Source organism: Rhodococcus globerulus NBRC 14531, assembly GCF_001894805.1.
Taxonomy (GTDB): Bacteria; Actinomycetota; Actinomycetes; order Mycobacteriales; family Mycobacteriaceae; genus Rhodococcus_F; species Rhodococcus_F globerula.
Map to the genome: position 1 here is coordinate 94,717 of NZ_BCWX01000006.1, position 22,527 is coordinate 117,243.

General features: G+C 58.9%; 24 protein-coding genes, 1 pseudogene and 1 riboswitch. Of the genes and pseudogenes, 13 read left to right on the top strand and 12 right to left on the bottom strand.

The window, feature by feature from the left end; translation table 11 throughout:
* Positions 1-325: 325 nt before the first annotated feature.
* The 4 genes from RG2_RS26095 (at position 326) to RG2_RS26105 (ending at position 4,474) form a co-directional block, all read left to right on the top strand.
* Complete coding sequence (locus tag RG2_RS26095; protein ID WP_230590332.1) at positions 326-1,978, top strand: sodium:solute symporter family protein; 1,653 nt, start codon at positions 326-328, stop codon at positions 1,976-1,978.
* 27 nt (positions 1,979-2,005) lie between these two features.
* Positions 2,006-2,137: a putative transporter small subunit gene (locus tag RG2_RS32100; RefSeq protein WP_003941363.1), complete on the top strand. Its 132-nt coding sequence runs from the start codon at positions 2,006-2,008 to the stop codon at positions 2,135-2,137.
* Between the two features lie 103 nt (positions 2,138-2,240).
* Complete coding sequence (locus tag RG2_RS26100) at positions 2,241-2,684, top strand: MarR family winged helix-turn-helix transcriptional regulator (protein ID WP_033236023.1); 444 nt, start codon at positions 2,241-2,243, stop codon at positions 2,682-2,684.
* Positions 2,681-4,474 (top strand): AMP-dependent synthetase/ligase, encoded by a 1,794-nt coding sequence (locus tag RG2_RS26105; protein ID WP_033236024.1) that lies wholly within the window; start codon positions 2,681-2,683, stop codon positions 4,472-4,474. The genes RG2_RS26100 and RG2_RS26105 overlap by 4 nt, the downstream gene beginning before the upstream one ends.
* Here RG2_RS26105 and RG2_RS26110 read toward each other — a convergent pair.
* The 3 genes from RG2_RS26110 to RG2_RS26120 are packed head-to-tail and all read right to left on the bottom strand — an operon-like array spanning position 4,471 to position 6,368.
* A complete protein-coding gene (locus tag RG2_RS26110) occupies positions 4,471-4,851 on the bottom strand; it encodes a helix-turn-helix domain-containing protein (RefSeq protein WP_033236025.1) in 381 nt (126 codons plus the stop codon). The two genes, RG2_RS26105 and RG2_RS26110, sit on opposite strands and share 4 nt — an antisense overlap.
* Before the next feature lie 24 nt (positions 4,852-4,875).
* The gene (locus RG2_RS26115) at positions 4,876-6,105 is read right to left on the bottom strand and encodes a type II toxin-antitoxin system HipA family toxin (protein WP_033236026.1); all 1,230 of its coding nucleotides are present in this window, start codon (positions 6,103-6,105) and stop codon (positions 4,876-4,878) included.
* Positions 6,102-6,368: a helix-turn-helix domain-containing protein gene (locus tag RG2_RS26120; RefSeq protein WP_033236027.1), complete on the bottom strand. Its 267-nt coding sequence runs from the start codon at positions 6,366-6,368 to the stop codon at positions 6,102-6,104. Before RG2_RS26120 ends, RG2_RS26115 begins: the two co-directional genes overlap by 4 nt.
* A gap of 295 nt (positions 6,369-6,663) precedes the next feature.
* On the opposite strand from RG2_RS26120, the gene RG2_RS26125 reads away from it, so the two are divergent.
* The gene (locus RG2_RS26125) at positions 6,664-6,888 is read left to right on the top strand and encodes a hypothetical protein (protein ID WP_033236028.1); all 225 of its coding nucleotides are present in this window, start codon (positions 6,664-6,666) and stop codon (positions 6,886-6,888) included.
* A gap of 52 nt (positions 6,889-6,940) precedes the next feature.
* Here RG2_RS26125 and RG2_RS26130 read toward each other — a convergent pair whose 3' ends face one another.
* Positions 6,941-7,996 (bottom strand): 2,3-butanediol dehydrogenase, encoded by a 1,056-nt coding sequence (locus RG2_RS26130; RefSeq protein WP_033236029.1) that lies wholly within the window; start codon positions 7,994-7,996, stop codon positions 6,941-6,943.
* A 184-nt stretch (positions 7,997-8,180) separates the two neighbouring features.
* On the opposite strand from RG2_RS26130, the gene RG2_RS26135 reads away from it, so the two are divergent.
* Entirely contained in the window at positions 8,181-9,251 is a 1,071-nt protein-coding gene (locus tag RG2_RS26135; RefSeq protein WP_051730670.1) for an MBL fold metallo-hydrolase, read from the top strand.
* 17 nt (positions 9,252-9,268) lie between these two features.
* Here the strand turns inward: RG2_RS26135 and RG2_RS26140 are convergent, their stop codons facing one another.
* From RG2_RS26140 to RG2_RS26150, 3 genes are read right to left on the bottom strand one after another with little or no spacing between them, the layout of a single operon-like run.
* Positions 9,269-9,622 (bottom strand): UBP-type zinc finger domain-containing protein, encoded by a 354-nt coding sequence (locus tag RG2_RS26140; RefSeq protein ID WP_033236030.1) that lies wholly within the window; start codon positions 9,620-9,622, stop codon positions 9,269-9,271.
* A 59-nt stretch (positions 9,623-9,681) separates the two neighbouring features.
* Positions 9,682-11,121 (bottom strand): ATP-binding protein, encoded by a 1,440-nt coding sequence (locus tag RG2_RS26145; protein ID WP_033236031.1) that lies wholly within the window; start codon positions 11,119-11,121, stop codon positions 9,682-9,684.
* A gap of 9 nt (positions 11,122-11,130) precedes the next feature.
* The gene (locus RG2_RS26150) at positions 11,131-12,807 is read right to left on the bottom strand and encodes an NAD(P)/FAD-dependent oxidoreductase (RefSeq protein ID WP_033236032.1); all 1,677 of its coding nucleotides are present in this window, start codon (positions 12,805-12,807) and stop codon (positions 11,131-11,133) included.
* A gap of 180 nt (positions 12,808-12,987) precedes the next feature.
* Between RG2_RS26150 and RG2_RS26155 the strand changes: the two genes are divergently transcribed.
* From RG2_RS26155 to RG2_RS26180, 5 genes are all read left to right on the top strand, one after another.
* Positions 12,988-13,512, top strand: coding sequence for a DUF3558 domain-containing protein (locus tag RG2_RS26155; protein WP_051730671.1), 525 nt, complete (start codon positions 12,988-12,990; stop codon positions 13,510-13,512).
* Positions 13,513-13,542: 30 nt separating this feature from the next.
* Positions 13,543-13,932 (top strand): hypothetical protein, encoded by a 390-nt coding sequence (locus RG2_RS26160; protein WP_230590324.1) that lies wholly within the window; start codon positions 13,543-13,545, stop codon positions 13,930-13,932.
* Complete coding sequence (locus tag RG2_RS26165; protein ID WP_116538763.1) at positions 13,892-14,449, top strand: DUF3558 domain-containing protein; 558 nt, start codon at positions 13,892-13,894, stop codon at positions 14,447-14,449. Before RG2_RS26160 ends, RG2_RS26165 begins: the two co-directional genes overlap by 41 nt.
* A 376-nt stretch (positions 14,450-14,825) precedes the next feature.
* Positions 14,826-15,386 (top strand): DUF3558 domain-containing protein, encoded by a 561-nt coding sequence (locus RG2_RS26175; protein WP_230590326.1) that lies wholly within the window; start codon positions 14,826-14,828, stop codon positions 15,384-15,386.
* Between the two features lie 19 nt (positions 15,387-15,405).
* On the top strand, positions 15,406-15,747 hold the full coding sequence (locus RG2_RS26180; protein ID WP_230590328.1) for a hypothetical protein: 342 nt from the start codon (positions 15,406-15,408) through the stop codon (positions 15,745-15,747).
* A gap of 56 nt (positions 15,748-15,803) precedes the next feature.
* Here the strand turns inward: RG2_RS26180 and RG2_RS26185 are convergent, their stop codons facing one another.
* Complete coding sequence (locus RG2_RS26185) at positions 15,804-16,265, bottom strand: 6,7-dimethyl-8-ribityllumazine synthase (RefSeq protein ID WP_033236033.1); 462 nt, start codon at positions 16,263-16,265, stop codon at positions 15,804-15,806.
* A gap of 46 nt (positions 16,266-16,311) precedes the next feature.
* Positions 16,312-16,824 (bottom strand): Lrp/AsnC family transcriptional regulator, encoded by a 513-nt coding sequence (locus RG2_RS26190; protein WP_033236034.1) that lies wholly within the window; start codon positions 16,822-16,824, stop codon positions 16,312-16,314.
* Positions 16,825-17,033: 209 nt separating this feature from the next.
* Between RG2_RS26190 and RG2_RS26195 the strand changes: the two are divergent.
* A pseudogene (locus RG2_RS26195) lies at positions 17,034-18,074 on the top strand (Glu/Leu/Phe/Val family dehydrogenase); the annotation flags it as partial.
* On the opposite strand, the gene RG2_RS26200 reads toward RG2_RS26195, so the two are convergent.
* Positions 18,007-18,738, bottom strand: a complete 732-nt coding sequence (locus RG2_RS26200) for a TenA family protein (protein WP_307718112.1) — start codon at positions 18,736-18,738, stop codon at positions 18,007-18,009. The pseudogene RG2_RS26195 and the gene RG2_RS26200 sit on opposite strands and share 68 nt — an antisense overlap.
* A riboswitch (TPP riboswitch) is annotated at positions 18,726-18,821 on the bottom strand. Its footprint overlaps the gene before it by 13 nt.
* 105 nt (positions 18,822-18,926) lie before the next feature.
* On the opposite strand from RG2_RS26200, the gene RG2_RS26205 reads away from it, so the two are divergent.
* Complete coding sequence (locus tag RG2_RS26205; protein ID WP_051730672.1) at positions 18,927-20,495, top strand: carboxylesterase/lipase family protein; 1,569 nt, start codon at positions 18,927-18,929, stop codon at positions 20,493-20,495.
* A gap of 3 nt (positions 20,496-20,498) precedes the next feature.
* Here the strand turns inward: RG2_RS26205 and RG2_RS26210 are convergent, their stop codons facing one another.
* Both RG2_RS26210 and RG2_RS26215 read right to left on the bottom strand, forming a co-directional pair.
* Entirely contained in the window at positions 20,499-21,743 is a 1,245-nt protein-coding gene (locus tag RG2_RS26210) for an MFS transporter (RefSeq protein ID WP_230590330.1), read from the bottom strand.
* Positions 21,744-21,876: 133 nt separating this feature from the next.
* A complete protein-coding gene (locus RG2_RS26215) occupies positions 21,877-22,152 on the bottom strand; it encodes a GNAT family N-acetyltransferase (protein ID WP_033236036.1) in 276 nt (91 codons plus the stop codon).
* Between the last annotated feature and the right edge of the window lie 375 nt (positions 22,153-22,527).

Consider the following 22,527-nt stretch of genomic DNA (forward strand, 5'->3'; position numbering starts at 1 on the left):
TGATTTTCCGGCGACGGAATCCCGAATATTTTCGGGTGGCAAAATATGCGAGTTTTTGTTCGAAATTGCCATCATGCTAGGGTCGATCCTCAGTTGTTGAATTGCGAGGTCGAGCCAAAAGCTTGCGCAGAAGATTTATTTTGTGGAGGTTGGGTTTCGGAAAAGACGAAGTGCGTGTTGCTAGTCAATTGAATATGTGACCGGTGTTGGTATGACGGTCGCTCCTAGGGCGTGCAGAAGCGAAGCGCAAAGATCCTGAACAGGGGTTTTTGTGCGTCGTTCTGCCGATTATGTGCGAAGGATGTGGCGTGTGACGGGGTCCGACATGGTCCAGTTCAGTACCTTGGTAATTGTTTCACTGCTTGTTGCTTTTTATGGTGGAACATTTCTGATTTCTCTTCGTATTGGTAAGAAGCAGGAAAATGCCGACGGTTTTATGACCGCCGGAAACAAATTAGGATTTGGTGTTTCGGCCGCGAGTATGACGGCCACTTGGATTTGGGCGTCGTCGATGTACGCATCCGCCACTTCTGGCTACACCTACGGAATCTCCGGCCCCATTCACTACGGTTTGTGGGGCGCGTTGATGATTCTCTTCATTTATCCCTTTGGGCAGCGAATTCGTAAAGTAGCGCCGAAAGCCCACACTCTGGCTGAGGTCATGTACGCGCGGCACGGACGCTCGAGTCAGCTGATGCTTGCGGGCTCCAATATCGTCGGCAGTCTCATCAGTTTGATGTCGAACTTCCTCGCTGGTGGTCTGCTGATCGCGTTGCTTTCGCCGTTCAACTTCATCCAGGGTGTGTTCATCGTCGCGCTGGGCGTCCTGCTGTACACGTTGTGGTCAGGTTTCCGTGCTTCGGTGTTGACCGACTTCGTTCAGCTGATCGGAATGCTCGGTGCGGTAGCGGTTTTGGTGCCGTTCATCTTCTTCGCAGCTGGGTTCCCGGCGGCCTTCGAATCCGGCGCAGGCAACCTCACTGCTGAGCAGGGCAACTTCTTCTCGAGCGTTGCCTTCTTCGAACAGGGTGCACCGTACATCGCGGCAGTTCTTGCCTACGCAATCGGCAACCAGACCATCGCCCAACGACTCTTCGCGGTCCGCGAAGACCTGATCAAGCCCACCTTCATCACCGCAACTGTGGGATACGGCGCAACGGTCATCGGTGTCGGAATGCTGGGTGTTCTCGCGCTGTACCTCGGAATCGAGCCAACTGATGGTGACGTCAACAACCTGATTCCTCAGATGGCCGCGTCGTACCTGCCCGGAATTTTGCTTGCTGTCTTCTTTGTCATGATCATCGGCGCGCTGTCGTCGACGGCGGACTCGGACCTTGCTGCACTCTCGTCCATCGTGATGACCGACGTCTACGGCCAGGCTGTCGCCGGCAAGGGTAATGCGAACCCTCGACGGATGCTGCTTATCGGCCGAGTAACGATGATTGTTGCCACGGCGGCGGCTATCTCCTTGGCAAGTCTGCAATTGAGCATTCTGGATCTGTTGGTTTTCGTCGGCGCGCTGTGGGGCGCTTTGGTGTTCCCGGTTATTGCGAGCTTCTACTGGGGCAAGGTCACCAACAAAGCCTTCACTGTGTCGGTGCTGGTGGCTCTTGCTGCCTTCTTGCCCGTCCGATTCAGTTGGGTGCCGATGGATGGGATGTTCGGGATCCTCTCCGACATCGTTGCCGTTGTCGGTATCGGAGTGGTGCTGGGGCTCATGACATTTGGATTCTTCGGTCTGAAGGTTGCGCAGATCGTCGGTGGCCTGGCGATCGTGCTGTCCGCGCCGTTCGCGATCGGCTTCCTGCACGACTACCCAACGCTCAGCGGATCTTTGGTGGCCTATGCCGTCAGTACCGTCGTGTGTTTTGCGATGTCCGTCAATCAGCGTGAGACGTTCGATTTCGAACTGATCAAGCAGCGGACGGGAGACTTCGACAAGGAAGAGTTTCCTGCTGTGGGAGCGTCCGGAAAGTAACCGTCGAGGCAAGTGGAAGGGATACGAATGAGTACAGCTCTACTGACCATTTATGTTCTGATCTGGCCGGCGTTGGTGCTGGTTGTCTTGGGAGTCATCAGCAAGGGATTCTTCAAGGATTGGGCAACTGCTCGCCGCAACGGTGAGGATCTGGTCTAGCTGTTCACGCCGCCACCGACGCACTTGCTGTCGGTGGCGGCGGTCATATTGCGTCGGACACAGGGGTCGGCGTTATAGTTGCTCAGTGCAACACAACGGAGCAATGTCGCTCACCGGGCCGCCGGCCGTCCATGACGAGCTGGTGCATCTGACGCGACAGCTGATGACGGGGGATCGGCATTCCGACGATCAGCCGTCCATCGCGCAGCACTCGTTCCTCTCGTTCATCGGCCGCAATGACGGCTGCCGGGCAACAGAGATCTCCGACGTTTTCGGCGTCAACCGCTCGACCATCTCGCGCCAAGTGCGTGGATGCATCGACGCAGGCTGGGTGTATGCCGATCCGGGACCCGTTCGCTTGGGCAATCCGCTCCACCTCACTGACGAGGGTCGCAAATATCTCGACGCCGCCGACGCGCGTCGACTCGACCAAGTCGTCAGCAGGCTGCACGATTGGACTGAGTCCGAGATCGAGGAATTCGCCCGTGCACTTCACCGCTTCAGAATCAGCACAGAATCGCAGACCGACGGAGATGACACCCTGTGAGTGAGTACAGCGCCAAAGCCCAGTTCACTATCTCCGACAACGAGTCGGTGGTGCACACAGTCTTCACTCACGCCGAGCGCACCCCGAACCTCACGGTGTTCTCGCGGCCGATGGGCAACGGGTGGGTCGACGTCTCGGCGAAAGAATTTGCCGAGCAGGTCATGGGCGTGGCAAACGGGTTGATTGCCGCCGGTGTTCAGCCAGGGGACCGCGTCGCGCTTCTGTCGGCCACTCGCTACGAGTGGACGCTTTTCGACTTCGCCATCTGGGCGGCCGGCGCTGCGACGGTTCCGATCTACGACTCGTCATCGAAGGGCCAGGTTGCTTGGATCCTCGAGGATTCCGAGTCCGTCATGGCCATCGTGGAGACGGGGACGCACGAGCAGTTGTTCCAGGATGCGCCCCCTAGTCTGCGCGCTGTCATGCAGCTCGATGCCGGCGCTGTGGCAGAGCTGACCAAGCAGGGCATCGACGTCGACGAAACCGAGTTGAAGAAGCGCCTCGACGGTATCCGCGCTGACGACCTTGCATCGCTCGTCTACACATCCGGTACGACGGGGCGGCCGAAGGGCTGCATCCTCACTCATCGGAATTTCTTGTCCGAGGTGCGCGGCATTCTGACTGCGTCGATCGGTAAGGTCGCGGTTCCGGGGAACCGAGTTCTGACCTTCCTTCCCCTGGCACATGTACTTGCTCGCGCAGTGTCCTTGGCGACGTTCGAAGCTGGTGCTGCGCAGGCGCATTGGTCTGATTTCTCGAACATTACAACGCAATTCGAGCGGTACAAGCCCAATACGATCCTCGGCGTCCCGCGGGTCTTCGAGAAGGTTCGCGACGGTGCGGCGCGGAAGGCGGAATCCGGCGGCAAGGTTCCCGGTGCAATCTTTGCTTTTGCAGAAGCAACGGCCAAGGAGTACAGCCAGTCTCTCGACGCCGGTGGCCCGTCCCTGGTGCTCAAGGCGAAGCATGCCGTCGCAGACAAGCTCGTGTACTCGAAGCTACGTGCAGCACTCGGCGGCGAGTGCTGGTTTGCCATTTCCGGCGGCGGTGCACTTACCCCGGAACTCGGCCACTTCTTCCGTGGACTCGGCGTTCCGATCTACGAAGGCTACGGACTCACCGAAACCACGGCAGCGCATTGCGTCAACATTCCCGGGGCTCAGAAGATCGGCACCGTCGGGCAGCCTATGGGCGGCAACGGAGTTCGCATTGCCGAAGACGGCGAGATCGAGCTCAACGGCGGAGTGGTCTTCAAGGGCTATTGGAAGAACGAGAAAGCCACCGAAGAGTCCTTCGACAACGGTTGGCTCCGCACCGGCGATCTCGGTGAGCTCGACAGTGACGGTTACCTTTCCATCACCGGTCGTAAGAAGGACCTCCTGGTGACGGCTGGTGGCAAGAACGTCTCACCCGGCCCGATGGAAGACCGTATTCGGTCGCATTCCATCATCTCGCAGGCAGTGGTCGTCGGCGATGGAAAGTCTTACGTCACGGCACTTCTGACGGTTGATCCCGAGGTTTTCGAGAAGTGGAAGGCCGATAACGGCAAGCCCGCCGAAGCAACCGTCGCTGAACTGCGTGACGACAAGGATCTTCGGGCAGAAATGCAGAAGGCGATCGATGACGCCAATTCTGCTGTCTCGCATGCCGAGTCGATCAAGAAGTTCGTGATTCTCGATCGGGATCTCACCGAGGAAGACGGTGAGATGACGGCAACCCTCAAGATCAAGCGAAACGTAGTCGTCGACCGGTTCTCCAAGGAAATCGAAGGCATGTACACCAAGAGCTAGGAGCGCTTGGGGAACTGCTCGCGGTAGGCCATGACGTCGTCGAGTCGGAATCGGCGGTGGGTTCCGCGTAGCTCGATCGGGAGCTTGCCGGCATCGGCAAGCTTGCGGACATATGTGTCCGAGACGCCGAGAATTTCCGCAGCTTGAGACGTTGTGAGTAGTTCGGCAACGGCACCGAGCGCAACACTGTCACCGTTGGCGAGGTATTTCAGCAGCGCTACGACGGCATCGCCCACTGAGGCCGGGACGTCGATTGTCACGCCGTCGATCACGAGCGTCGTCGTGGCAGTTGAGGTTTGAGCGAGCGCTGACAGCGCGGTCTTGATCTTTTCTGCGTCGGCGCTACCGACTGCTGAAATTACGTGGTCAATGCTCACGTCGAGCTCCGATCGAAGTAGTTGTCACATGAGTGTTGTCAGGCGATGGCGAAGAAGGCCGGCGAGAAGTTCTGTTGTCCTTGCATCGAATCCGATCTCGGTGCATCGCTCGGCCCAGCCGTGTGCAGCTTTGACCAGCGCGTCGATCATTCGGGTGACCGCGCGTTCGCGAAGTCCGAGCCGTAGTCCGGCGTCGATGAAGTTGGCGCGGGTCAGGCGATTGGCGCGCCCGTACAGGTTCATCGCCATCGGATCATTCCAGCCGGTGTACGGCTGAGTGCTGAGTAGATCGTAAGCCGGACTCGGTTGCCACAATGCGTTGGGCGCGTAGATCGACAGGTTCTTTCCGTGTAAGTCTCCATTGCCGATGAGCCATGAAAAGGTCACTGTGCGAAGCAATTCCAGTGTGGATGCAGATTTGGAGCCGCCGCCCGCTTCGCAGGCATCGGTAAGCGCCGTGATGGCAGTCTCGGTTTTCATCCGGTACTTGGACGCCGGATAGATGCCGGCAACTTGGCATGCATCCTCTTGAGCGATGCGGTGGCCATCGCGACGGTCGAAACGCTCGACAAGTAACGCACTCCTGCCGTCGGCGTCGTGGAGAAGTTGAGTGGTCGGCACGCGTAGCCCACATGCTGCCGCCATTCTCATGAAAAAGTGTTCGTTCTCCGACAACAGTGGGAATCCAACGGGCGGAGTGAGTTTGAGGATCGCGGGCCCGGCGGGAGTGTTTGTCGGTACCGACCACATATTGGCACTGACCTTGGGCTGGACTCCGGAAAGTGCAAGCGGATCTGCGTCGACCGAACCGGCGAGGCGATTGAATAGGCTGTGGAAGTTGGCGTCTCGTTCCGGCGCAAACATCGGTTGCGGTTCCGGTGGGACACTACCTGCGGGCGCGATCCGCACATTTCCGATGGTGTCGGCGCCGACGGCCAATAGCAGAGTCAGATGGTCGTCGATCGAGGTTTTGGTCGAGGAAACTACCGCGCCGAGGCGAACACCCTCCGGGAGAAGGCCTGCGAAGAAGGGGGGAACCGCACCGCCGGTGGTGACCACGGGGTAGTGCCCATTCGCGAGCAACGACCATGACACTGAGTGAGATCGGATCGATGCCCCGGTCGATGACAGCGTGCTGTAGTCGAATTCGATCGTGTCGTTTGTTTGGCGTGTGAGGGTGGCAACCTGCACGTCGTCGATGTAGACGTCTGCATTGTCGATGTCCGTCAGCGTCGTGCTGAGAGGGCTGCTCATTGAGGCGCCTCGAGTTCGGCGATCGTGATTGGCTGCAGGCGCAGTCCGAGGGCGTCGGCAATTTCGACGATTGATGCCAGCTTCACGGATCCGGTGCCGTATTCGAGCGCTTGAACGCTGGATCGGGACACCCCGGCTAGGTCGGCGAGTGTTTGCTGGGTGAGTCGGAGTTGGACCCTGCGTTCGGCAAACAGCTCGCCTATGCGTGCAATTTCAGGCATAGGACTGCTGCGCGTCGGTGAACTTCTACGTGGCTGACTCATTGCCGCTCCTATGCCTTATTTTGCAAGCATAAGTCAGGGTGGGGTTGCAGGGCAATCTCAAATGCTCGTTGTGCTTGCATTTTCGTGCATTAGCTTCCCCGTAGCAGGGTAGTCGAGGAGATCGCCCATCGGAGCGTAACCTACCGACAGAGTTGGTGTTCCCCAGCTTTCAGACCAGCCTGATCGGAATTCAAGTCGTTTGGCGAGAAGAGTTTTCGGGTGTCGCTCGAACCTAGCTCCCAATATTGCTGTGACTCGACGTAGCATCCTGAATGTGGCTAGACGATCGGTAACAGTGAGATTTGATTCAGAGGAACTCGAGGCTCTCGAGGCGCTCCGGGAGCTTACGGGCGCGGACATATCCAGCGTCGTGCGCGAAGCAGTCATCGAGCACGCGAAGCGATGTGCCAGGCAGGCGCCGCCGCGCGATATCGGCGACAAGCGTAAGTCCCTGACCTTGAACGATGCCTTCGCGCGATACTCGGCGATGTGTGTTGAGCAGGAGCGGGAAGCCTCCTAAACCAAGGAGCGGTGGAGACATGACGTCCCCACCGCATTTCCCGGTTGTTGAATTATGAACGAACTAGAATCTTGACTGCTGTGTCGTTGTGTTCGATCAAGGTTGTGAAGCCTTCTGAAATCAACTCTTCGAGGTGAATGCGTCCGGTGATGAACGGGGCGAGGTCGACAACTCCGTCCTGAACCATTTTGATGACAGCTTCATGATCGCGGACGTACGCGATTGTTCCTCGCAGATCGATCTCTTTGAGGACGAGCTTCTGCATGTCGATGGTCGCGGGCTTGCCCCAAATTGACACGTTGACAACCACTCCCGCGGGTCGAACGGTGTCGAGCATGGTGTCGAGCACTGCGTTGACACCGGCACATTCGAATCCGATATCCGCGCCGATGCCATCGCTGATCTCGAGAACGCGGGCCTTCACGTCCTCGCTGCTCGGATCGATGACATAGTCAGCGACACCGCTGGACAGTGCCTTTTCTTTACGCGCACCGCTGAGTTCCGTGACGATCGTTGTTGCGCCAAGACCTTTGAGTACTGCGGCGACCAGCAGCCCGATAGGTCCGGCGCCTCCGACTATCGCGATGTCGCCACTTTGGGCGCCGCTACGAACGACGGCATGGTGTGCAACGCTCAACGGCTCGATCAGCGCAGCTTCGTCCAATGGGATGTTGCCGATCTTGTGAACCCAACGTCGGTCAACCACAACCTTTTCGCTGAGTCCGCCACCGCCGCCGGCCAATCCGATGAATCCCATCTGAGTGCACAGGTGATAGTTGCCGGCCCTACATGGAGCACATTCGTTGCAGACGAAATACGGTTCAACGACGACGTTTTCGCCCACTTCGACGTCGGTCACGCCTTCGCCGACTTCTTCGACAGTGCCCGAGAATTCGTGTCCCATAGTGACCGGCGCGTTCTCATGAGAGAGGGGGTGGGGGTGGCCGGGCGCCGAGATGAAGATTGGACCCTCGAGGTACTCATGGAGATCGGTGCCACAAATCCCGCACCAGGCGACCTTCAATTTGACGGTACCTGGCCGCACTTCGGGCTCGGGAATGTCTTCGATTCGGATGTCTTTCTGACCGTGGAACCGTGCTGCCTTCATAGATCCGCACCTCACTTCGTTGTGAATCCGCTGGTAGATCAACGCTAGGACTCCGATGGTGGGGTGTGAAGGGTTGCAATGGATTGCAATGTGGTGGAACGGGGAGCGTGTCCAATGGTGTCGTCGATGATCTGACAGTGGGGAATGAAGTTTGATGTGCGCACTCGCCACCTAGACTGCAGTCATGTTTTCGAACGAAGTTAGCCGGCGAACCTTCTTCGTGGGAGCTGCCGCCGCGGCCACCTCAACCCTTGCAATGACGAACGCGTCGGCCTCCGTTCCAGCGTCAGCGAATCCGACTATCGTTGCGCGCCAACGGTTCTTCGGCCCCGAGAATGTTGATCCATCGACCGGCGAATTGGACTCGTCGAAGACGATTCTTTCCTGGTTTGGTGTCACGAATTTTGCTATGTCCATCGCAGGCAACGTCGTCCTTCTGGACGCCTGGGTTCCTCGAGGCGAGTTCTCGAACTATGTGCCGACCAGCCCAGAAGAACTGGCCGCGCTAGCGCCGAGCCACATCCTGATTGGGCATGGGCATTTCGATCACGCCGCTGACGCTGCCGAAATTGCCTCGATGTGTGGAGCAACCATCGTTGGAACAGACGAGCATTGCAGTCAGATCGCAGAGCAAGCGACAACTGAGCTCCGAACGTTGCCGCTGGATTCTGACCGAACTGACTTCTCGCTATCCAACGGTGTTGCCGTGCACTCTGTTCGGCACTTGCACTCCGCGCTGCGGGCCCCGCGAGGCGAGCAGCCGCCACTCGTTCTTGTGCCCGATTTCAGTCCGGCCATCGAACATCCGCCGACACCTCACGACACTGCACACCTGGCGTCGCATTTCAACGATGCCGAGGGTGGATCGTTGCTCTACCAGTTCGTGATCGGTGACTTCGTACTGACTTGGCACGACAGCACAGGGCCGCTCTTCACCGACGCTCCGGAGATCCTGGAGGCCCTGCGTGCGTTGCCAGCGTCCACAGTTCAGATCGGGTCTATTCAGGGCTACAACCAGTACACGAACGGGCTCAGTGACCCACTCGACTACATCCGGGCACTGCGGCCTTCACTCTTCGTGCCGGCGCACCATGATAATTGGCTCGCACCGCTCTCCGCGCCGGCCGTCGCATACGAAGAGAGACTGCGTCAAGCGCTTGCAGGCTTGCCGACGTCACCCGAACTACTGTTGCTCACCGATCCGGCAGACTATGTCCAGCCTTCACGGCTCACGTTCGACATACCGGTGAAGTGACAGACGTAGATTCAGATTCAGTGAATGTGCTCCTGCCAATCAGCTGGCACGCGGCCGGCCGGACCAGGAACCGGCTGGTCGGTGGGATGCGAAGTGGGCGGGGCCAATTCAGGACCGTCGTAGGCTTCCTGAGTTTCGAAGCTCCAGAACCAATCCTCGCCAGGCTCGAAACTCTGCATGAAGGGGTGCTTGGTCGCCGCGGCGTGAGCGCTGGCATGTTGTGACGGGGATGAGTCACAGCATCCGATGTGACCGCACTGAGTACATCGACGCAAATGCACCCACCAACCGCCAGCAGCGTCGCATTCGACGCACCCGGCACCGCTCGGCGGCACACTCGGATCAATTCCGGCTGGAAGTCCGTCGGTCATGGTCAGTCCCTTCGTTGAAGTGGCTCTGCCTATTCATCGTGCGCGCCGAGTCGGGCGCGCTACTCGGCATCGTCGACATGGTTGCGCTCTGGTCCAGAGATCGGCAGGAGAACACGGAAGCGGGTGTCCCCGGGTTCGGATGTGACCCGAAGTTCACCGTGATGTTTGCCGACAACGATTCTCCACGAAATGTCCAGGCCCAAGCCCGTTCCCTCGCCGACCGGTTTCGTGGTGAAGAAGGGCTGGAAGATTCTGTCGATGACGTCGTCGGGGATTCCTGATCCTGTGTCGCAGATTTCGATGCAGACTCGATCGCCGTCGCGGCTGGTGCGAACAGTCAAGGTCCCACTGCCATCCATTGCGGCGACAGCGTTGTCGATCAGATTGGTCCACACTTGATTCAGTTCGCCTGCATACGCATCGATGGGTGGGAGTGCCCGGTCGTATTCCTTGACGACGGTGATGTCACCGATTTTCTGTCCCAACATAATCAGCGTGCTGTCGAGCAATTCGTGAACGTCGATGGTCTGGAAGGGCGCGCGGTCCATTTGCGAATACTGTTTGGCCGCACCGACAAGCGTGGAGATTCGGGTGGTGGAATCGGCGATCTCGTTCATCAGTAGCTCAGACTCGATGGTGTAGTTCAACCAACGGATTGCCCCCTCGAGCACGGACTCGTCCACTGCTGCGGCAACAGTCTCCAGCCAGTTGGTGTCGAGGCCAGCTTGGACGAAGGTTGGTGCTAGGTCCCAACCTTCGCGGATGGAATGGTCCTCGAACCATTCACCCAGGGAGTCTTCTCGATCGGATGCTTCAAGGGGCGTGAGCGTCGGAGCCTTGGCAACAACTTCGGCGACTTCCTCTTGCATATGCATGAGGGTGACAAGTGAGTCGCGATCGTAGAAGCCTGAGGCGATCATCCCCAGTTTGCGCCGCATGCCGGCGACGCGTTCGCGTAACGACGCGGTCGCCCGCACTGCGGCGGCTGCGGGATTGTTCAGTTCGTGGGTCAATCCGGCGGAGAGGGAGCCGAGGGCGAGAAGACGCTCACGTTGATCCATGATCTGGCGGGTGTTCTGGTTCCCGAAGAACACTCCTTCGAGAAGGTGCACAGCCATCGGAAACCATTCGCGCACTACAGCGCCGAACTTGTCGGCGTCGAGAACGAAGAAGGTCGACGGCTTCGTTACGCGCAGCGACACCGAATAGATTTGCGGGACACGATCACCCAAGTACGACGTCCAACCGCCGGAGTAGACGCCTCTCTGGGAGGTGCGCACCATCTCGATGTCTTCGCCGCCGGAGAGTTTCGACATGATCAGTTCGCCCTCGATCAGGACGTAGAAGCACGATGCCGGGTCGCCTTCGAGGTAGACCTGGCCGCGGTCGATTTCAGTGATGTGGCCACTCTGGCAGAGTGTTTCGAGTTGATCGTCGGTGAGCTCCTCGAACAGGAACAGTGTGCGAAGAAGTTCTGGACTGCATTCTGGGACAGACATCAAATCTCCCTATTGTTGAGCGAGATAGCGGTGGACGAACATCACGGCCATCGCTCCTTCACCGACAGCCGATGCGACCCGCTTGGCTGATTCGGCATGCACGTCACCGGCGACAAAGACTCCGGGAACACTGGTTTCGAGGTGGTGGGGTGCTCGGTCGAGGGGCCACCCTTGCGGTGTGATGCCGTCGGCGGCGAGGTCGGGGCCGGCGACGATAAATCCATGGCGATCACGAACGACAACGTCGCCGAGCCAATCCGTCAGCGGAGCGGCGCCGATGAAGATGAACAGCCAATGGGCGTCAACGATCTCTTCTTCACCAGTTGCTCTGTTCAGCAGCGTGATTCGCTCGAGGTGATCGTCACCGTCAGCGGCGATTACTTCGGTGCAGGCGCGAACCGATATCTTCGGATTTTTCTCGATCTGTTGAATCAGGTAGTAGGACATGGATGCTTCGAGTGAAGCGCCCCGGATGAGGATCGTGACGGATCGTGCACCGCGTGAAAGATAAACAGCTGCTTGGCCGGCGGAGTTTGCCCCACCCACGATGTAGACATCCTGCTCGCTACATCGCGCGGCCTCGGTGACAGAAGACCCGTAGTACACGCCTCGGCCGGTGAACGTGTCGAGACCGGGAGCCGAAAGTTGACGGTACGAAACACCCGTGGCCAAGATGACAGAATGCGCATCAACGGATGTGCCGTCGTCGAAACGAACTGTGCGGGCAGAGCCGTTGATTTCGAGACCCGTCACATCGCGGGCTGTGATGACCTCAGCGCCGAACTTTGTTGCCTGCCTCCGCGCGCGATCGGCCAACTGTGATCCGGAAACACCGTCCGGGAAGCCGAGATAGTTCTCGATACGAGAGCTTTGACCGGCCTGTCCACCTGTGGCGCGTCGTTCGATGAGGACAGTTCGCAAACCCTCCGAGGCTCCATAGAGAGCAGCACCCAACCCCGCCGGTCCACCGCCGATGACAACCAAATCGTAGAAGTCCTCGGACAGGGTGGTGCTCAGGCCGAGTTTGTCCGCGAGTTCGGTGTCCGTCGGCTCGACCAGCACGTCACCATTGGGAGCAATGACGACGGGAAGGTTTAACTCGTCGACCCCTGCGGCGGTGAGGAGTCGTTGTCCCTCAGGCTCGTCCGACATGTACCAGCGGTATGCAAGTTGATTGCGTGCCAGGAACTCTCGAACATCAGAGGATCGTCCAGACCAACGATGACCGACGACTTTGGTCTCCTCGGCAGGGTGGTGACTGGAGCCGGCCCAGGCGTCGAGGAGAGCGTCGATGACCGGGTAGAGCTTTTCTTCCGGTGGGTCCCAGGGTTTGAGCAGGTAGTGATCGAGGTCGACGACGTTGATGGCGTCGATCGCGGCCTCGGTATCTGCATACGCAGTGAGCAGTACGCGCCGAGCTATCGGGTAGAGATCCATTGCCTGCTCGAGGAATTCGATTCCGCTCAAACCGGGCATGCGGTAGTCGGCGACGATAACGGCGACAGCGTCTCCGCGAAGCTTCATTTCGCGCAGAGTTTCGAGCGCTTGATCGCCCGATTCGGCGCGGATGATCCGATATTTCTCGCCGTAGCGTTTACGAAGGTCGCGGACGACGGCGCGGGAAACTCCGGGGTCGTCGTCGACGCTGAGGATAGCTGGTTTGGCAGGTGCTTTCGGCGTGTTCACTCGGTGCCCTCCCCGACGTTGTAGTCAACCCCTCCAGTATGCGACTGTCACGAGCAGCGTCAATCGCTACAGATGCGCTGCAAGCGAACATGTGGATGTGAACTGGGAATTTGTCGGTAGCGGGAACCGATTGAGTTTCCGGCGCATCAAATAGAGTGAGTTCATACCGAAGGGGGCCCGATGAGAATGTCGATGGGGGGTCGGCTTCTCGTGGCAGGGATATTGGTATGGGCTTTGGTCGGATGCGGCTCAGCCGTGGAGGGGGAGGCTGAGCCGCTATCCGGTCAAGCGGGATTATTCGATCCGTGTACGGACATTCCGGATTCTGCGATCAGGGGCGTCGGACTTGATCCGTACACGAAGGAGGTTGACATCGAGGGTGTTGAAATCCCCGGATGGAAGATCTGCTCGTGGAAAGGCCCGTGGTACTTCGTTGTCATTTTTTCGAACATGCACTCATTGCAAGATATTCGGGCGAACACCGATTTCACCGGATTTCACGAAGTTGAAATCGGCCAGAGGCAAGGTGTTCAGTACTCCAGTGCTCAGGATCAAGTTGGTGCGTCCTGCTATTTCGCGACGCAAGTTAAACAAGGTTCGATCTGGCTTCAAATCTCCCGGATGGGCCTGCGTCCGATCGAGGAGCCTACATGCGTGCTCATGCAGAGATATGGTTTGGAACTTGAAACTTATTGGCCAAGTTGATAATTGAATTACTGGACAAGGGGAAGTGAAGTGGCTAATCCTGACGGATCCCAACTGTCACAGTGGCTGACTTGGAAAGACGGAATCGAAGGCGGCGCCATCGCGGTGGACTTTGAGGTGGCCCGCAAACTCCGTGATAGCTGCAGCGCATTGCGTGCGGAGTTGGAAATGGCCCTTGGGGAGGTCGATTGGGTATCAAATGTGAAGGGAATGGGCACGCTCCAATCAGGTATTGATTTGGCGCGCAAATTCTCCCTGAAAGCGTCTGGAGGCGAGGACTCGCTCGAGAAGTCGCTCCTCAGTCACATCGACGTTCTCAATGAGATGGAAGCGTACTTTCAGGAATGCGTGACGCGCTATTTCGCTGTGGAGGCGGAGAATGCGGGTCGTCTGGCGCGACATGAAGTGTCAGGATCCTAGATTGGCGGGGCTTCGACTTATTGTGGCGGCCATTGTGATTGGGTTGTTTGCGGTGGGGTGTGGCTCAACCGTCGAGGGTGAACCTGAGCGTGCGTCTGGTCAGGAAGGTTTATTTAACCCGTGTACGGACATACCGGACTCGGTGATCGAGGGAGTTGGGCTTGATCCGGCGACGGAAAGCGCCGATATTTTCGGGGTCGAACAGCCCGGGTGGAAGATCTGTTCTTGGGACGGAAGTTGGTACAACGTCACCATCTATTCGACGAGTTACACCATATCGGATGTTCGCAGCAATCCGGACTACGTGGATTTCATTGATGTCGACATCGGTGATCGACGTGCCACGCAATACCGTCGTGCAGACAGCACAGACGAAGCTTGCTATGTGATCTTCGCGGTGGATCAGGGTTCAGTTTGGATCAATGCCGAAAAGGATGCCTTGAGCGAGCACACAGGGAACAGTTGTGACGAGGCGAGGAGGTTGACCGATGAGCTCGACAGCTATCTTCCACGCTGACCCAACGCAGAACTTTGAAAACTGCAAGATCTGGCTGCTAATCAAATCGGGGGTAAGAGAGTCGTGAGTTCACCACAGTCGGCGACAGATCTACAACTGACACTAGATCCGATAGTCGCTAAAGACATCTTACTTGCATGTAATGCGTGGCTGGGTGAACTCGGTTCAATTAGGAATGGATTGACTCGCATTGCAACGGTTTCGGGGATGGGAACCCTGGAATCGGGGCGAGCCTTAGCGGCCAAGTTCTCACAAAAAGCCGTTGGCGGCGCGGACTCGTTGGAGAAATCTCTCGACAGCCACATCGCCGTTGTGAAGGAGATGCGAGCCTACTTCCAAGCCTGCATCGACCGCTATGAATCTGTGGACGGGGACAATGCGAATCGACTGGCCCGGCATGAAGTATCGGGATCCTAAATTGGCGGGGCTTCGACGTATTGCGGCGGCCATTGTCATGGGGTTGTTTGCGGTGGGGTGTGGTTCAACCGTCGAGGGTGTGCCTGAGCGTGCATCTGGTCAGGAGGGATTGTTCAACCCCTGTACGGACATTCCGGACTCGGTGATCGAGGAGGTCGGTCTCGACCCTTCGACGGAGCTCATCGATATTGACGGTGTAGAGCAACCAGGATGGAAGATGTGTATGTGGAAATCGACGTGGTACTTCTTCACGATCATGTCGACGAAATACACGCTTGATGATGTGCGAAGCAATTCGGATTACACAAAATTCGATGAGTCGATAATTGCTGATCGAGTCGGACTGTGGTTTCAGCGGGAATCTGACGAAACCATCGACGGGTGCTACCTAGCGTTTGCGGCATCTCAAGGTTCGGTGTGGCTCAACATCGAAGCAGACGCGGGGACGCCGCACCAAGGCTCTACCTGTGGACTTGTCGAAAGTTTTGCATTGCAGCTTGTTTCGTCCTTGCCCCGATAAATCTCCGAGAGTAGGTCCAGTGGCGAGTCAGGAATCTGGCGAACTGTTCGTCGATCCGAAAGTGGCCAAACCAATGGTTGCAGCGTGTGACGCATGGATAGGTGAACTTAAGTTGATGGTCGTGCTCAGCGAGCGACTCAGCGACGTCAAAGGCATGGGAACTCTGGAATCGGGACGCGCCTTGGCGGACAAGTTTGCAAAGAAGGCCATTGGTGGCGAGGACTCGCTGGAGAAATCTCTCGACAGCCATATCGCCGTGGTGAAGGAGATGCGAGCCTACTTCCAAGCCTGCATCGACCGCTATGAATCCGTGGACACGGAGAACGCCGCCGCCCATGGGAGGCTCGAGATCCTCGAATAGGCACAAAAAATCTCGCTGAGCGGGAGGCCATCCGACTCAGCGAGACTGTGGAACGACTAGGCGGTGGGCAGAGACTTCAGCGAGGTGACCGTAGCGTCCACGGCGCGGGCTGCTTCGGCGCCCTTCTTCACGAAATGGGTGCTGAAGTAGTCGACATGCTCGGCATGCTCGTGGAAGTTGTGCGGCGTCAGAACGACGGAGAAGACCGGAACATCAGTATCAAGCTGCACTCGCATCAAACCGTCGATGACGGCGGTCGCCACAAAATCGTGGCGGTAGATGCCACCGTCGACGACGAGGCCAGCAGCAACAATTGCCTGGTAACGGCCCGTCTGCGCCAAACGGCGCGCATGCAGCGGGATCTCGAAAGCGCCCGGCACCTCGAAGAAATCGACTGAATCGCGGGCGTAGCCCAAACCGACTATTTCGTCTGTGAATCCGTCACGTGCACGGTCCACGATGTTGCGATGCCACGTCGCCTGAATGAACGCGATGCGCTGTCCCTGGATGTCACTCATAATGACAAAACTACTGCACCAGGAAGCGTCGTCGCGAATGCATGTCTCAATCCTGCTGCCGCGGGAACGCCGTGGATCGCCCCCAGCCTGCATCGTTGGTGAGGTGCTCGAGCAGCGGCTGGATTCGGTAGGGAAGAGGATTGGTCAGCGCGATCGTGGTGGTGGAATGAGTGACACCCGGAAGGCTGACGATCTGCTCCGCCAACTTCTGCAGCGCAGCGTGGGTGGAGGTGGCTACGCGCACCAGCAGATCTTCGCGTCCCGTGGTGGCGTGAATTTCGATCACCTCGGGCAACTCGGCCAAGCTCCTCGCGATGGCGCTGATCTTTCCCTGCTCCAGTTCGAGGCCCACAAATGCCTGGATGGGGATGCCAACTTCGGGGAGATCGAGATTGGGGCGGAACCCGGTGAGGATTCCGCCTGATTCCATGCGCTTCATCCGAGCCTGGACAGTGTTCCGGGCGACTCCCAACGAGTTGGCGAGTTCGGCGACACTCATGCGCGAATCCTTGCTGAGCAATCCGAGTAGCTGGACGTCGAGCTTGTCGATGCTGAGCACTTTGTGAACCTTTCTTCAGTGATCGAGGTCACTGGATGATCGTATTGCTTAGTTCAATAGATTTGCATTGACCAAATCGTAGCTCAGGAAGAGCATTGGTTCTACGAATTGCTCAGCGGAACAGTTTGCGTAGATCACTGTACCCATCGACGATTCGTCTCGATCTCACGCCTGTGTCGTACAAGTCCTTTGGAAAGGTCTATCTCACAATGACTCTCACCGCCGAGCCTGTGAACTCCGCCCACATCTCCGACGACACTGCCGGCGTATTCGATCGCGCAGACTATCTTCGCGATTACCCGCACGAGCAGGTGAGCTTCTTCCAGGATCCGGCGAGCGGACTCAAGGCGATTGTTGCAATCCACTCCACGACGCTCGGGCCGGCGCTCGGCGGCACCCGCTTCTACCCGTACGCGGACGAATCTTCCGCTGTCACAGACGTTTTGCGGCTCTCTCGCGGAATGACCTACAAGGCCGCAGTTGCGGGTGTTGATCTGGGCGGCGGAAAGGCCGTCATCATCGGCGACCCGGCAACGGCGAAGTCTGCCGAATTGCTCGGCGCCTACGCAAAATTCGTTCAGACACTTGGCGGCCGCTACATCACGGCCGGAGATGTGGGGACCAACTCGGACGATCTCGACGTGATCGGGCTCGGAACGGACTTCGTGGTGGGGCGCAATGCGAAGGCGGGCGGCTCGGGCGACAGCGCGCCGATGACGGCGCTCGGTGTTTTCCAGTCGCTGCTGGCAGCGGCACAATCGCACTGGGGCTCGCGTGATCTGGCCGGAAAGACGGTGGGAGTCGAGGGCACCGGCAAGGTCGGGTACGAACTCATCAAGCTGCTCCTGGCCGACGGCGCGACCGTGCTGGCCACTGATGTCAACGCGACGGCACTCGACCGCGTGAAGGCGGATTTCCCGCAGGTGCAGATCGTGGACAGTGTCATCGACGCCGATCTCGATGTTTATGCGCCCTGCGCAATGGGTGCGACGCTTTCGCACGCCACAGCAGAGGCAATCACAGCCGCGGTGATCTGCGGCGCAGCCAACAACCAGCTGACCGAACCCGAGGTCGAGTCCGTTCTGAGCGATCGCGGCATTACGTGGGTACCTGATTATGTCGCCAACGGTGGTGGCCTCATTCAGGTTGCGGGCGAGCTGAAAGAGCATACGGCTGAGCAGGTCAGGGCTCAGGTGGAGAAGATTTTCGACACGGTAGCCGAGATTCTTGCCAAGGCGAAGGCTGAAGCAATCCTCGCGGGCGATGCAGCAGACTCCGTCGCCGAGGCGCGTATCGCACAGGCAGTTCGTTTGCGCACGGCGAGCTGAGACGCCAGGTGCTGACCCACTGCGCGTAGGGATGCGTCGGATCTGCATCCAGAACTTCCCGCGCTGACGCGGCCAGGTCGCGGCCGACCTCGGCGTAAATCCAGAAGCAGGGGAGTACCGCAGCGGCCGAGACGGCGTACGGCGCGGTGGCGGCAGTCGCGATCAGATAGGACACGTATCCCAAGCAGGCTTGTGAGTGCTCGAGCCGACTGGTCTCGGTCGGCAGAATCCCGCCGGTGAGAAGGCCGTCATGCAGTGACGACTCGACCGTGGCTGCCGTGGATGCGGAGTTGGACCAGAATCCCGCTGCCTGCGGGTTCGGTGCGTGAGCGGCGACAAGAGACAGCGCTTGGGAGTACCCCTCGAGATAGAGCTTGTCTTGCTCGATGTAGGTGCGGAACGCGTCGAGCGGCAAGGTGCCGTCGCCGAGTCGGCGCAGGAATTCGAGTGAGTCGATGGACTCACGCAGCACTTTTGTCTCGTCCCAGAGGCGGTCGGTGAATCGGTCCGAAGTCGATTCGATGAGCGCCGTGTTCGAGACGGACGTATTTTCGGCAGAACTGTATGCAGGCTGTGTGGTAGCCATGACATCCCTTCGTCAGCATTACCTGATCAGGTTCCCGGGTTTGATCTCAGCCCCGCCCATGCGGAGCACCCCGTGTCAGAACAAGGCGACCTTAACACCGCCGCTTTTCGTTGCTCGTCCCCACCTCTCGGAAATTGGTAGGTTTGGGACAGATTCTCTCAAAGTCGAGGTCGTGAGGAGATTCAGGCATGGACACCGAGATTCGACCGGGAGACACAGGCCAGAGCACCCTTGTCGTCCATACCCCAGCCGGTGACGTCCGGGGATATGCCGATGGTTCGGTTTTCGCCTGGAAGGGTATCCCGTACGCGGCCGCCCCGACCGGGGAGCGAAGGTTCCGAGCGCCACTACCGGCCGAACCATGGGACGGCGTGCGGGATGGCCGCGCCTTCGGTCCCATCGCACCGCAGGGGCAAAGCCCGGCGGTGCCGATAGATCGGGCGTTTGTGGTCGACGAGGATTGTCTGTCTGTCAATGTGTGGGCGCCACGCCCAGACGGCACACCTCGGCCGGTCATGGTGTGGATTCACGGCGGTGCCTATTGTCTGGGTTCTGCAGCCCAGAGCATCTACGACGGTCGGCACCTGGCGGAGACCGGTGACGTCGTTCTCGTCTCGTTCAACTACCGCGTCGGCGCGATGGGGTTCCTTGACTTGTCTTCCTTCTCGACACCGGACGTGGTGTTCGAGTCGAATTGTGGCTTGCGCGACCAGATTGCAGCGCTCGAGTGGGTGCGTGACAACATTGCTGCGTTTGGCGGTGACCCGGGTGAGGTGACGGTATTCGGGGAGTCGTCGGGTGCCGGTTCCATCACGACGTTGATGACGTGCCCCACGGCCGAAGGCCTATTTCATCGCGCGATCGCTCAAAGCCCGCCGGCCACATCGGTATACGGACGTGATCGCGCGCGCTCGGTGGCACTCCGCTTCCTCGAACTTATTTCGATTGCCCCAGTCGATGCCGGCGATCTGATCGACGCCGATCTCGAACTGATCATCAAGGCCGGTGACGAACTGGTCAACGAAATCCCGACCCGCATTCCAGGCACCCTCGCCATGGCCCCAGTGGTGGATCGAGATCTGGTGCCGCACTACCCCGTTGCAGCTTTCCAGAAGGGGTATGCCCACAGAATCCCACTGATCATCGGATCGAACAAGGACGAGGCGTCGATCTTCAAATTCATGAAATCGCCGTTGATGCCGGTGAGTGCGCAGTCGGTGGAGGCGATGCTGCAGGCACTGGCCGACGACCACCCGGACATTTCGCCGACGCGGCTGGCCGAGATCATGTCCGCCTATCCTGATCACGCCAAACCCAGCGGTGCCTTGGCGCTCTCGCGTGACGCGGCGTTTCGGATGCCGACACTATGGATTGCCGACGCGCATGCACGGCACTCGCCGACGTGGCTCTATCGATTCGACCACGCCACGCCCATGCTCAAGGCCGCGCGCATCGGAGCTGGGCACGCAACCGAATTGCCTTATGTATTCGGCAATTTCGGAACCCTGGACGTCGATCCGACATTCTGGTTGGGTGGACGCAAGGCTGCAATGGAGGTGGCCGGTCGGATACAACGACGGTGGCTGGCATTTGCCCGGCATGGAGTGCCGGCCGCGCTCGACGGGTCCAAACACTGGCCGCCGTATGACGAAGAGGCCCGATCCACGCTACTGATCGATTCGCCGGACTCGTTGGTCCACGACGCTGACGAGGTGCTGCGCATCGCCTGGGGGACCGAGGTGATGGGATTCAAATAGCGGTCAGGGGTGATCGAGTTCGCGCAGCACCGGAAGCGCAGCGCACACGATCGCGATGACAACGATCGGAATCGACAGTGCCACAAAGGTTGATGCAATACCGAGCTGATCGAGAAGTGGGCCGACAACGAGGTATCCGAGTGGACCGGCGGCGTAGGCCGTCGACGTCATCACACCGACAACCCGGCCTCGCATGTGCTCGGGGCTGCGAGTCTGCATGGCGTAGTTGGCTATCGGCCCCACCGGGCCGTACACAAGACCTTGCAGGCCCGCCAGGACCAGAATCACCCACAACGGCGGGAGCAGGGCCATCGCGAGCATGGCAACGCCGAGCACGCCGACTGCACAGATCATGATCAGTCGCCGAGACATCAGGGGAGCTAGCGGCGCGTACGCCAAGGCGCCCACGATTCCACCGATCGCCAACGCCATCAACACGGACCCGAGCTGTGCGGGTTGATCGAGCTCGGTGAAATACACGGGGAAAACAACACTCTCCACCGGCATGTACAGAGCCACGACGGCCATGTCGACCAGTGCCAGAGTTCGGAGAAGCTTGTTGTTCCACACGAACTTCAAGCCCTCGAGTGTGCCGTGCCAGATGGACGCCGGACGTAGGCCGGGGTCTGGTGTTCCGGCGTCGGCCAGACGGATGAAGGCAACGACGATGATCGAAAGCACGAACCCCGCCGCAGTCACCCAGAGGGTGCTGACCGCGCCGATCGTGGCGATCAGGACGCCGCCGACTCCGGGACCGATCAGATACGCGACGTTGTAGTTCGCCTCGTACAGGCTGTTGGTCCGATCGAGCTTCCACCCCGCGGCGCGCGTCGCCGCCGGCAGCATCGATTCTCGCGCCGCCATGCCGGCCGGATCGAATGTTGCACCGAGCGCAGCGAGAGCGGCAATCACCGGAATGCTCAGACCTGAGGTGACCGCGAAGATGGGAATGGCCGAAGCCGACACAGCGGACAACGCGTCGGACACCAGCGAGGTGCGCCGACGACCGAATCGATCGACGAGAGTCCCGGAGAACAAACTTGCGATCAGCAGTGGCACGGCAGCGGCGCCGGCAACAATTGCCGCGTCGGTGGCGCGCCCGGTGCGCTCGAGAACGAGCCAGGGGATGACCACCATGGAGATGCCGTTTCCGATTGCGGAGAACAGCGTCGCGAGGTTGATCAGAACCAACGGAAGGTAGTGGATCTGTTCGGACGTGCCCGCGCCCAGTCGGGGTGTGACAGTCACGGACATTCCTTCCGGGCGGCGGGGCAGCAAAAGTGCTGTTTCCACCAACACTGCCCGACGCGCGTCATGTCCGCGACTGATTTTTGACGGCTCGCTCGGCCTCGGGGTCAGTTATCCCCGAGGCAACAAGCGGTTACACGAGGATCTGAAACTCCGGATTCTGCGCGACGAACTTTTCGACGTACGAGCAGGACGGGACAATCTTCTTACCGTCCGACTGCGTTTGTGTGAGGGCTTCGCGCACGACGACGGCAGCGAGCCCGCGGCCACGGAACTGCGGGTAGGTGACGGTGTGGTGGAAGTCGCGCACACCATCCGATTCGGAATACTCGGCAAAACCTGCGAGTTCGTTGTCCGCGTAGATATCGAAGCGGCTCTCGTCGACGTTGTGCACGACTGTGTCGGTCATTGTTGGTGGCTCCGTATCGGTGAGGGATGTCTCCTCGACGGTACCCGGGTCTGTGGGCGGTGCGGGAGGCGCTTCGAGTCAGCGCTCTTCGATTGCTGCTCGCTTAATTGGACAGCCGTTCAAAGTTGATCGTGTAGGGCGCTGTGGTGTCAGAAATAGGCTGTGTACTAGGGATTCTCGGTGTGAAGATGCGTGGGAAAACAGCGATACACATGATTTGCTACCGTAATGATCCCACCTGGTGAGATAGTTGAAAAAGATTTTTTCGCAACCGGGCGTGTTGCTCCCTTGGGGGCCGAAAAAACGGGCAAATCGCAGGTCAGGGCGACTGGCTCCAGATATGGACCAATGTCGTGAAGGCGATAGCCTTAGGTC